This is a genomic window from Acidovorax sp. (assembly GCF_046339755.1).
GTDB lineage: Bacteria > Pseudomonadota > Gammaproteobacteria > Burkholderiales > Burkholderiaceae_C > Acidovorax.
On record NZ_JBKDTZ010000285.1, the window covers coordinates 1 to 9658 of the forward strand.

The window sequence follows — 9658 nt, forward strand, 5'->3', positions numbered from 1 at the left end:
GTGTCGCTGTCGGTGGAAGAGCGCGACGCCCTGATCTACGGGCGACATCTGGGCTAACACCCCCTGCCCCGCGTCGCGACTTCCCCCTCTCTCGTCTGGCTGCACAAGGCGGGAGGGGACACCCCCGGTGGGGCGGGGCGGCCCTTGCACGGGGGTGCTGGCTTTGGCCGCGCGCGTTCAAACAGAGCGCACTGCGCGAAGCCTTCTTCTTGAGTCGCTGATCGGGTGGCTCAAGATATCGTCTGCCGCACAGGTGTGCCCAGGGCGCGCGGCAGCAGGCCCTGGAACAGGAGTGTCACCTGGGCAATGACGTTTTTGGCAGATGGCTCGCCCTGCAGGGGGGCCAGGGTTCCCAGCAGGTCGGTGCGCAGGTACCACAGCGACTCGATGTCGCCCGCATAGCGCAGGCGGATGTTCATGCGCGCCACTTCACAGCCTGAGTAGCCCGAGAGGCTGCCGATCATGGCCCGGCGCACTTCCTCCAGTTGCTGGTCGCGCACCCAGGCGGTGGATGCGGGCGCATCCCGGCCAATGAGGCCGTGCAGGCTGCTGCCGCGTACATAAGGTTTGTTCCAGCGCATGGAATGGCTTTTCACCATGGATATGTAACCAGAATCCCAAGGTAAGTGGCACACGCGGTAAACGCAAGGGGCTACCCTCGCTTTATGCGTAAAGCCAACAGACCTCGATAGCTTTTTGCAAACAATTGCAACTAATCGATGTGTTTTGAATGAAATGTCTTCATGAGCAAGCAGGACTCGTGCCCGCGGCGTGGGGCGGCCACGGGCAGCGCCCGCAGACTGCCCGGCGATGCAGTGGGGCCTTGCTGTGCGGGTGCGGGAGGGGGACCACGGGCAGGGTGCAGGGTTGTGTTCCCACCGCAGGGCGCATGGGTGCAAGCCGGGTCTTGCCCGGCCCGCTGCGTCATGGGGCGCCATGCACGCCGGGTGCGCTTGGACTAAACTGGGTCACATGATGTTACCTGTGCCTTCGCGCCCATGACGGTTCTATCGACGGTGGTCTTTGCCGACATTTCCGGGAGTACGTCGCTCTACGAGACGCTGGGGAACGAGCGTGCCACCGAAGCGGTGACGCAGCTGACCCAGTGGATCGGCGACTCCATCGAGGGCAATGCGGGTCGCGTCGTCAAGAAGCTGGGCGACGGCGTGCTGGGCATCTTTGGCGATGCCGCCAGCGCCGTGTCGGCCATGGCCGAGATGCAGCGCAAGCATCTGGCCCGGCTGGACCGATGGCCCCACCCCTTGCGCATGGACATCCGCGTGGGCGTGGCCAGCGGCGAGGTGGTGGAGGTCGATGGTGACTGCTACGGCGATGCCGTGAACGTGGCCTCCCGCCTGTGCGAACGGGCCGGCCCGTCCGAGATCTGGGCCACCGAAACGGCGGTGCTGCTGGCGGGTGCTGCGGCATCGGTCTGGTACCGCCAGCTGGGGCAGATGGAAATCCGCGGCAAGGCCGAAACGCTGATGCTTTACCAGGTGGAGTGGCGCCAGGACGAAGAGCCCGACTCGCTCACCATGCAGTCGGCGCTGACCAGCCACTTTTCACCGGTCGACACCATCCTGGGCCAGATCCAGTTTTCATGGCATGGCGTGGACCTGTCCTTCAGCTCAGCCGATGCGCCAGTGCATGTGGGCCGGGCCTCCGAGATGCAGCTTCGCATCAACGACCCTCGGGTATCGCGCCTGCACGCCCGCATCGACTGGCGCAACAGCGGCTTCGTGCTCACCGACATGAGCAGCTTCGGCACCTGGGTGCGCTTCGAGGGCAGCGACTCGCCCGTGCGCCTGCGCCGCGATGCCTGCATCCTGCATGGCACGGGCCATATCGCGCTGGGGGTTTCGTTCAGCGAGCCCACCGCGCCCACCATGCAGTTCCAGGTCGTGGGTGCCAACGTTCATCTCGGCTGATGCGCAGGCATCGCCCTTTTTTACAGGGGCGGACTGACACGTTCTGACACAATGCCCGGCGACAAGACCGAGACAGGACAGAACGATATGGCGTGGATCAAGAAAACGGCCGTGGCCCTGGTGGCCGGGGCCTTGCTGGTGGGGGCGGGGGCCGCCATCTATGTGCAGCGGACCTTTGCGGTCATGGATGGCCAGCTGCAGGTCGCAGACCTGGGCCAGCCCGTGAAGGTGCAGCGCGATGCCGCGGATGTCACCCATGTCAGCGCGCTAAGCCCGCAGGACGCCTGGTTCGCCATGGGCTATGTGCATGCGCAGGAGCGCACCTGGCAGCTCGAATTCAACCGCCGGGTGATGCACGGCCAGCTCTCCGAGGTGTTTGGCGAAGCCACGCTGGAGACCGACAAGCTCATGCGCTCGCTCGACATCGTCGGCACAGCGCGCAAGCAGTACGCCGGCCTGCCGCTGTATGCGCGCGAGGCGCTGCAGGCCTACAGCAAAGGCATCCATGCCTTCCACAAGAACCGCCCGCAGGCCCTGCCGCCCGAGTTCCTGGTGCTGGGTGCCAAGCCCGGCGGCGACACGGGTGCCGTGTGGGAGCCCGAGGACAGCGTGGGCTGGGCGCTGATGATGGCGCTGGACCTGGGCGGCAACTGGGGCAATGAATACGCGCGCCTGTCGGTGGCGCGCACGCTCGACACCGACCGCCTGTGGCAGCTGATGCCGCCATACCCCGGCGAGCCGCCTGCCGCCACGGCCGACCTGGCTGCCTTGTACCGGCAACTGGGCGTGTACCGCGGCGACGCCGCTGGCGCGCAAGCGCCCAGCGCAGGCCTGGCCCGCGGCGCCGCGCTGCAGGCCAGGAAGCCCGACCCTGCAGCGGAGCAGGGCGGCAGCGCCGTGTGGTCCCGCCAGGTCGGCGCGGGCATGCTGGCCTGGGCCGAGGAGCTCACCCGCAACGCCGGCACCAACGACGGCAAGGGCAGCAACAACTGGGTGCTGGCCGGCTCGCACACCGAAAGCGGCAAGCCCCTGCTGGCCAACGACCCGCACCTGTCGCTGAGCGCACCGGCCATCTGGTACTACGCCCGCCTGCAGGCGCCAGCCGGCAAGGCCTCGGACGGCTCGCCGATTGCCGCCATCGATGCCCTGGGTGCCACCTTGCCGGGCCTGCCCTTCGTGGTGCTGGGCCGCACGGCCAGCGTGGCCTGGGGCTTCACCAACACCAGCCCCGACGTGCAGGACCTGTACCTGGAGCAGATCAACCCGGCGGATGCCACGCAGTACCGCACGCCCGAGGGCTGGGCCGCGTTCGCGGTGCGCAAGGAGCGCATCCGCGTCAAGGGCCAACCCGATGTGGAGCTGGCCCTGCGCAGCACGCGCCATGGTCCGGTGCTCAGCGATGCGCAGAAGTCGCACGCCGAGGTGCTGGACCTCAAGAAGTACGTGCTGGCCCTGCGCTGGACGGCGCTGGACCCCGACAACCAGACCGTGCTGGCCGGGCTCATGGCCAACCAGGCCACGTCGGTGGAAGACCTGTTCGCCGGCTTCGCCAGCTACCACTCGCCCATGCAGAGCGTGGTGGCGGCCGATGTGAACGGGCGCATCCGCTTCCAGGCCATGGGCCGCGTGCCCATGCGCGCGCCGGACAACGACATCCGCGGCGTGGCCCCGTCGCCCGGCTGGGATGCGCGCTACGACTGGAAGGGCTGGCTGCCGCTGGACCAGACCCCGCAGGACGAGGGCGCCAAGGGCTGGATCGCCACCGCCAACCAGCGCGTCACGCCGCCCGGCTACCCGCACTACCTGACGCAGGATTGGGCGCTGCCCTACCGGTACGAGCGCATCGCCCAGCTCATCGAAGCGCGTCCCAAGCACACGGCGGCCAGCCTGCAGGCCATCCAGCTCGACGCCACCTCGCTGGCCGCCAGGCACCTGCTGCCCCACCTGCAGCAGGCCCAGTCCAGCCACCCGCTGGCCGCCCAGGCGCAGGCCCTGCTCAAGGATTTCGATGGCGTGATGGATGCCCGCCGTGCCGCGCCGCTGATCGTGGCCGCCTGGACCGACGAGCTGGTGCGCGGCCTGGTGGTGCCCCGCATCGGCAAGGAGCGCTTTGCCGCCACCTACGGCAAGCGCGACTACCGTGCGGGCGTGGAAGGCATGCTGACGCGCAACGATGCCTGGTGGTGCCAGCCCTCCACCTGTGCCGAGCAGTCGGCCGCGGCCCTGGGCCGGGCGCTCGACCGCCTGCAGGCCGCCTACGGCGCCGAGCCCGCCGCCTGGCGCTGGGGCGATGCCCACCCCGCTGTCAGCGGCCACCGGCCCTTCGGCAATGTGGCGGCGCTGGCGCGCTGGTTTGACGTGAGCGTGCCGTCCAACGGCGACTCGTACACCGTGAACGTGGGCCAGTACAACGCGGGCGATGCCAAGGCGCCCTTTGCCAACCGCCACGCCGCGTCGCTGCGCGCCATCTACGACCTGGCGGACCTGGAGCAGTCAACCTTCATCTACCAGACCGGGCAGAGCGGCCTGGTGTTCTCGCCGCGCTACCGCGACATGGCCGCCGCCTGGGCAGGGGCCGGCAACCGCCTGCTGCAGCGCGAGCCGGCACGCTTCGTCCACTCCCTGACACTGGCGCCTGCGCCTTGAGACAAAGGATACCCATGGGTTTCGTACCATTGATCGAAGTCACCCGGGGCGGCCTGGTCGAATGCCAGCACTGGGGGGCCGTGGCTGTGGCCAACCGTGATGGCAAGCTGCTCGCCCAGGTGGGTGACCCAGGGGCGGTGGTGTTCACGCGCTCCACCTGCACGGCCTTCAAGGCACTCCCTTTCATGCAGTCGGGCGGGGCCCGGGCCCTGGGCTGGGGCCCGGCCGACCTGGCGCTGCTGTGCGCCAGCCACAACGGCGAACCCATGCACGTGGAGCAGGTCGAGCGCATGCTCGCCAGTGTCGGCCAGGACTACCACGCGCTGCGCTGCGGCTGCCACCGGCCGCTGTTCGCCGAACTGGGGCTCGGCGCGCTGCCTGCGAGCTTCGTGCCCGATGAGCGCCACAACAACTGCAGCGGCAAGCACGCGGGCTTTGTGGCCTACTGCGTGCAGCAGGGCCTGCCGCTCGATGACCATCTGAACGCTGGCCACCCGCTGCAGGTGGCGGTACGCGAGCGCGTTGCGCAGGCCGTGGGCCTGGTGCCGGGCGACCTGGCCGCCGGCACGGACGGTTGCTCCGCCCCCAACTACGCGCTGCCGCTGGCCAACCTGGCCCGCGGCTACGCGCGCTTGGCCGGTGGCGCGCCGGACACCGATCTCGACGAAAGCCTCACCGCGCTGGCCGATGCCATGGTGGCGCGGCCCGAGCTGGGCTCGGGGACCGGGCGGCACGACCTCGACTTCATGCGCGTGGGCGCGGGCGACTGGGTCTCCAAGACCGGCGCCGACGGCGTGCAGGTGGTGGGCAGCCGCAGCCGGGGCGAGGCCTTTGCGCTCAAGGTCATGGACGGCAGCATGCTGGCCCAGGTGGCCGCCTCGGTGGAGGTGATGGACCAGCTCGGCTGGCTCAGCGACGCGCAGCTCGAGGCGCTGGCACCGCGGCGCTCGGCGCGCATCGTCAATGCGCGCGGGCTGGAGGTGGGTGGCCGGCGGCCCGCCTTCAGGCTGGGTTCAGGACGGTAGCCGGGCCAGAGGGTAGGCCGCGTCCGCCGCTGGAAAGAAGGCGGCGAACGGCTCCGAATCGGGCAGCACATAGACCACGCCCGCCTCGCGCCCGAACCAGGGCGCAATGCAGCGGTTGTAGAACGCGGTGGGCGCATTCACGCAGCCATTGCTGATACGCCGCTCGGCCAGCACCGGGCTGGCCAGCCGCTGCACCCGGCGCTCGGCCGGGGCGCCGCGCACGCGGTGCAGCGACACGGCGGCCTCGTAGTCGATCCACACGATGTCGTGGCCCTGCAGGTTGCTGCCGGGCTCGCTCACGAAGCGGCCGGCCGGCGTGGTGCGCTCCTGCGGGCGGATCTGCGACAGCGGCTTCTGGCCTATGCCGGGTGCCGAACGGTCGCCCAGGGCCGAGCCCAGCAGTACCGGCGCGCTGCCCGCATGGCCGCCACCGGGGCCGAATACGTGGATGCTGGCAGCGGGCTTGTCGATCACCGCGAAGGGCATGCCCTGGTGGTTGCCGCTGGACTGGATCCAGCGCACCAGGCGCTGCGCGTCCACCGTGGCGCCCGCGCCTTCCCACGGTGTGGCGGCCCGTGCCGCCGGGCTCCAGGCCGCAGCGGCCAGCACGGTGGCGGCGCCACCCAGAAGCAGGGCACGGCGCCGCAGGCCGGTTTGCGGCACGGCGGAAACCGCCAAAATGTCACGAACAAGGGCGGCGGGTAATGGGAGCGAGGTCATGGTGCCTCCCAATCGTAGCGGTTTGTGCCAATAATGGTGCATCTGCGACTTCTTCGAAGCCTTGCGGCTTGTGAGCACACCATGTTCGATCGCATCCGCCAGGCCTTTGCCGGGGCGCCATCCGATTCTTCCGATGGCCTGTCTTCCAACCAGCCCGTGACCGGTGCGCAACTGGCGCGCTGGATTGCCGACCAGCACCTGTCCAGCGTGCCGCAGGCAGGGGCGGGCCACTTCGACGTGGGGGGCGAGATCCTGGGCCATCCCTGGCGGCTGGAATGCGGGGCCTCTACGCGCGACTACATCCTTGGCCTGGAGCTGCGTGGGCGCGCCGACGTGAAGGCCGACCCCGACGCGGCCGTGCTGTTGCTCAACCGCCCGCTGCGCGATGCGCTGGAGCGCCACGCCTACAACGCCATCACCGACAACCTGCAGACCAGCGTGGATGCGCGCATGCCCGAGGAGATGCGCTGGCTGTCCATGTTCGACGAGGTCTCCTGGCCCGAGCTGCCAAGCTCGTTCGTGCGCCATTTCGCGGTGGTGGCCGAGCGCATCGACCATGCCGAGCGCTGGGTCCATGCGCACCTGGTATCGGCACTGCTCAATGCGGTGGAAGGCGAGCAGGGCGCCCTGAGATCCGAAACGCCCATGGTGCTGATGCTGGCGCGCGGGCATGTCTACCTGCGCACCGAGCACACGCGCCGCACCCTGGCGGAAATTGCCCATGCCCATGCGGTGCTCGTGACGGCGGCCCAGGCTGCAGCGCAGAACCTGCCGGCACCGCCGCTCGATCTGTGACAGGCTGGGCCAGTCTGCGATTTGTCCCGGTCCCGGACAGGTCGCAAGCAGGCTTTTATGATCACAGGCCACCGGCGCATGGGCGCCGGGCCTGAGAGAGCCTGAATGAGCACACCTTCTGTCCGCGCCATCGGCGGGACCACTCCCTACGCTGTCACCCTGGTCGACGAGGCCGGCCATACCTGGATTGGCGATGAGCCCACCGACCTGGGCGGTGCCGATGCCGGCCCGTCCCCGTTCCACCTGCTGCTGTCGAGCCTGGGCGCGTGCACCGTCATCACGCTGCAGATGTTCGCGGCGCGCAAGCAGTGGCCCCTGGCCGGCGTGGAGGTGGCCTTGCAGCTCCACCCCGGCGGTGCGCCGGCCAGCGGCACCGACATCACGCGCAGCATCACCTTGTCGGGCGCGCTGAGCGATGAGCAGCGCGAGCGCCTGCTGCAGGTGGCCAATGCCTGCCCGGTGCACAAGCTGCTGACCGGCGAAGTCCGCATCGCTTCGGCGCTGGCAACTGCGGAGGGCACAGCGCAATGACCAAGGTGGCATCGGCTTCGGTGGTGTCGGGCGACACCAACTACGTCCACCAGGTGCGCGCGGGCCATTTCGACCTGGTCGCCGACGAACCCCGGGCGCTGGGCGGCCAGGGGAAGGGCCCCGCCCCCTTCGACTACTACCTGGCGGCCCTGTCGGCCTGCACGGCCATCACCTTGCGCATGTACGCCGAGCGCAAGGGCTGGAACCTCGGCGAGTTCCGGGCTGAACTGGCCTTGAGCCGGGGCGAGGAGGGCAGGCTGCACATCCACCGCGTCCTGCATTCGGACCAGGCGCTCAGCGACGCCCAGTGGGAGCGGCTGCTGGAGGTGGTCGCCAACACGCCCGTGACCAAGGCCCTGCGCGACGGGGCCGAGATCACCAGCGAACGGGGGAATTGAGCCGCTGGGCTCGGGTGCCGGGCATGGGGGCGATGTAGGCCGGCATGTTGACCATGTTGGCGTTCATGTTGTTTCAATCCACGCGGGGCGCGACGCCCTGTTCCTCACGTTCACCGGCACTGGCGTGTGTTTCAATCAACGCGCCCACACAGGGCGCGATCCGGGGCCGTGAAGTGCACCTTGGCCGTGTCGACGTTTCAATCCATGCGCCGCACGGGGCGCGACCAAGTGCTTCTGGAAGGGGCCGCGGATGTGCTCGTGTTTCAATCCACGCGCTCACACGGGGCGCGACCTTCGGCCAAGATGACACCGAGGAATGCGACCTGGTTTCAATCCACGCGCCCACACGGGGCGCGACCTGGTTGCAGGGCCATTACTTGCTGTCCTGGACCAGTTTCAATCCACGCGCCCACACGGGGCGCGACGCCTGGCGTGGGCACCTGGGCCAAAGTCATGCTGGCGTTTCAATCCACGCGCCCACACGGGGCGCGACCAGCTGTCCAGGACGGACCCATTCGACCTGGCGGGTTTCAATCCACGCGCCAACACGGGGCGCGACACGACTGCGTGCGCGAGACGCGCGCCATGGCCGAGTTTCAATCCACGCGCCCACACGGGGCGCGACCATCAGGCGTCATCGGCCACACGCACACATGCATGGTTTCAATCCACGCGCCCACACGGGGCGCGACACGCCTTGGAGCACTCCCGTTGCGCTAAAGCGCTTGTTTCAATCCACGCGCCCACACGGGGCGCGACTCACCCGAGGGCCCCGGCGGCCAGGGCGAGCACTGTTTCAATCCACGCGCCCACACGGGGCGCGACCAGCACCATGCAAGGTAGTCGGGCCGCGTGGGGTTGTTTCAATCCACGCGCCCACACGGGGCGCGACGATCTGGCGCGTGATGGTCTCGGTGACCGGCTCGTTTCAATCCACGCGCCCACACGGGGCGCGACCCATCGTCATACCCGCCCCGGTCAAGGTTGACGCGGTTTCAATCCACGCGCCCACACGGGGCGCGACGGAGTGCTGGCGGTCACCGTGCTGCGCGCCCGGCAGTTTCAATCCACGCGCCCACACGGGGCGCGACGGGGTGCCGTCGCGCTTGGCGGTGTCGAATTCGAGGTTTCAATCCACGCGCCCACACGGGGCGCGACCAGATGCCGATTCTTTGCTGCCCTTGTCGGCCTTGTTTCAATCCACGCGCCCACACGGGACGCGACCGGGGCGTCTGACATCGTGCGGCGTGGCATTGAGTTTCAATCCACGCGCCCACACGGGGCGCGACGGGCGCGGTGCTGGGCCACAATTATGCCTAGAGCACGTTTCAATCCACGCGCCCACACGGGGCGCGACGCGCAATGCCACGCTGTCCAAGGCGCAAGTGATCGAGTTTCAATCCACGCGCCCACACGGGGCGCGACTGGCCTCTGCCTCCAGCGTGCCCGGCGGCAGGTTGTTTCAATCCACGCGCCCACACGGGGCGCGACTAGAGGTAAAGCCAGAGACCCGCAGCAGTGAGCAGTTTCAATCCACGCGCCCACACGGGGCGCGACGCTACGAGGGGCGCAAGGACCTGGGCAACGTCCAGTTTCAATCCACGCGCCCACACGG

The 9658-nt window shown here is 68.9% G+C and carries 8 protein-coding genes; 6 read left to right on the top strand and 2 right to left on the bottom strand.

The window, feature by feature from the left end:
* Positions 1 to 230 precede the first annotated feature (230 nt).
* Positions 231 to 581, bottom strand: coding sequence for a hypothetical protein (locus ACK59X_RS24625; RefSeq protein WP_409960978.1), 351 nt, complete (start codon positions 579 to 581; stop codon positions 231 to 233).
* Positions 582 to 998: 417 nt separating this feature from the next.
* Here ACK59X_RS24625 and ACK59X_RS24630 point away from each other — a divergent pair, with 417 nt between their 5' ends.
* The 3 genes from ACK59X_RS24630 (at position 999) to ACK59X_RS24640 (ending at position 5599) form a co-directional block, all read left to right on the top strand.
* A complete protein-coding gene (locus tag ACK59X_RS24630) occupies positions 999 to 1928 on the top strand; it encodes an adenylate/guanylate cyclase domain-containing protein (RefSeq protein ID WP_409960979.1) in 930 nt (309 codons plus the stop codon).
* An 87-nt stretch (positions 1929 to 2015) separates the two neighbouring features.
* A complete protein-coding gene (locus tag ACK59X_RS24635; protein WP_409960985.1) occupies positions 2016 to 4574 on the top strand; it encodes a penicillin acylase family protein in 2559 nt (852 codons plus the stop codon).
* A gap of 14 nt (positions 4575 to 4588) precedes the next feature.
* Positions 4589 to 5599, top strand: coding sequence for an asparaginase (locus ACK59X_RS24640; RefSeq protein WP_409960980.1), 1011 nt, complete (start codon positions 4589 to 4591; stop codon positions 5597 to 5599).
* Here ACK59X_RS24640 and ACK59X_RS24645 read toward each other — a convergent pair.
* Positions 5588 to 6319, bottom strand: coding sequence for a hypothetical protein (locus ACK59X_RS24645; protein ID WP_409960981.1), 732 nt, complete (start codon positions 6317 to 6319; stop codon positions 5588 to 5590). The genes ACK59X_RS24640 and ACK59X_RS24645 overlap by 12 nt on opposite strands.
* Before the next feature lie 81 nt (positions 6320 to 6400).
* Here ACK59X_RS24645 and ACK59X_RS24650 point away from each other — a divergent pair, with 81 nt between their 5' ends.
* The 3 genes from ACK59X_RS24650 to ACK59X_RS24660 all read left to right on the top strand — a co-directional run bounded on the left by ACK59X_RS24650 (position 6401) and on the right by ACK59X_RS24660 (position 8043).
* A complete protein-coding gene (locus ACK59X_RS24650; protein ID WP_409960982.1) occupies positions 6401 to 7114 on the top strand; it encodes a hypothetical protein in 714 nt (237 codons plus the stop codon).
* A gap of 105 nt (positions 7115 to 7219) precedes the next feature.
* Complete coding sequence (locus ACK59X_RS24655; RefSeq protein WP_409960983.1) at positions 7220 to 7645, top strand: OsmC family protein; 426 nt, start codon at positions 7220 to 7222, stop codon at positions 7643 to 7645.
* A complete protein-coding gene (locus tag ACK59X_RS24660; protein ID WP_409960984.1) occupies positions 7642 to 8043 on the top strand; it encodes an OsmC family protein in 402 nt (133 codons plus the stop codon). The genes ACK59X_RS24655 and ACK59X_RS24660 overlap by 4 nt, the downstream gene beginning before the upstream one ends.
* The last annotated feature ends 1615 nt before the right edge of the window (positions 8044 to 9658 follow it).

Bases quoted from the DNA above. Each gene is read 5' to 3' on its own strand.
- ACK59X_RS24625 (WP_409960978.1), bottom strand. From the start codon at position 581: ATGCGCTGGAACAAACCTTATGTACGCGGCAGCAGCCTGCACGGCCTC.
- ACK59X_RS24630 (WP_409960979.1), top strand. From the start codon at position 999: ATGACGGTTCTATCGACGGTGGTCTTTGCCGACATTTCCGGGAGTACG.
- ACK59X_RS24635 (WP_409960985.1), top strand. From the start codon at position 2,016: ATGGCGTGGATCAAGAAAACGGCCGTGGCCCTGGTGGCCGGGGCCTTG.
- ACK59X_RS24640 (WP_409960980.1), top strand. From the start codon at position 4,589: ATGGGTTTCGTACCATTGATCGAAGTCACCCGGGGCGGCCTGGTCGAA.
- ACK59X_RS24645 (WP_409960981.1), bottom strand. From the start codon at position 6,319: ATGACCTCGCTCCCATTACCCGCCGCCCTTGTTCGTGACATTTTGGCG.
- ACK59X_RS24650 (WP_409960982.1), top strand. From the start codon at position 6,401: ATGTTCGATCGCATCCGCCAGGCCTTTGCCGGGGCGCCATCCGATTCT.
- ACK59X_RS24655 (WP_409960983.1), top strand. From the start codon at position 7,220: ATGAGCACACCTTCTGTCCGCGCCATCGGCGGGACCACTCCCTACGCT.
- ACK59X_RS24660 (WP_409960984.1), top strand. From the start codon at position 7,642: ATGACCAAGGTGGCATCGGCTTCGGTGGTGTCGGGCGACACCAACTAC.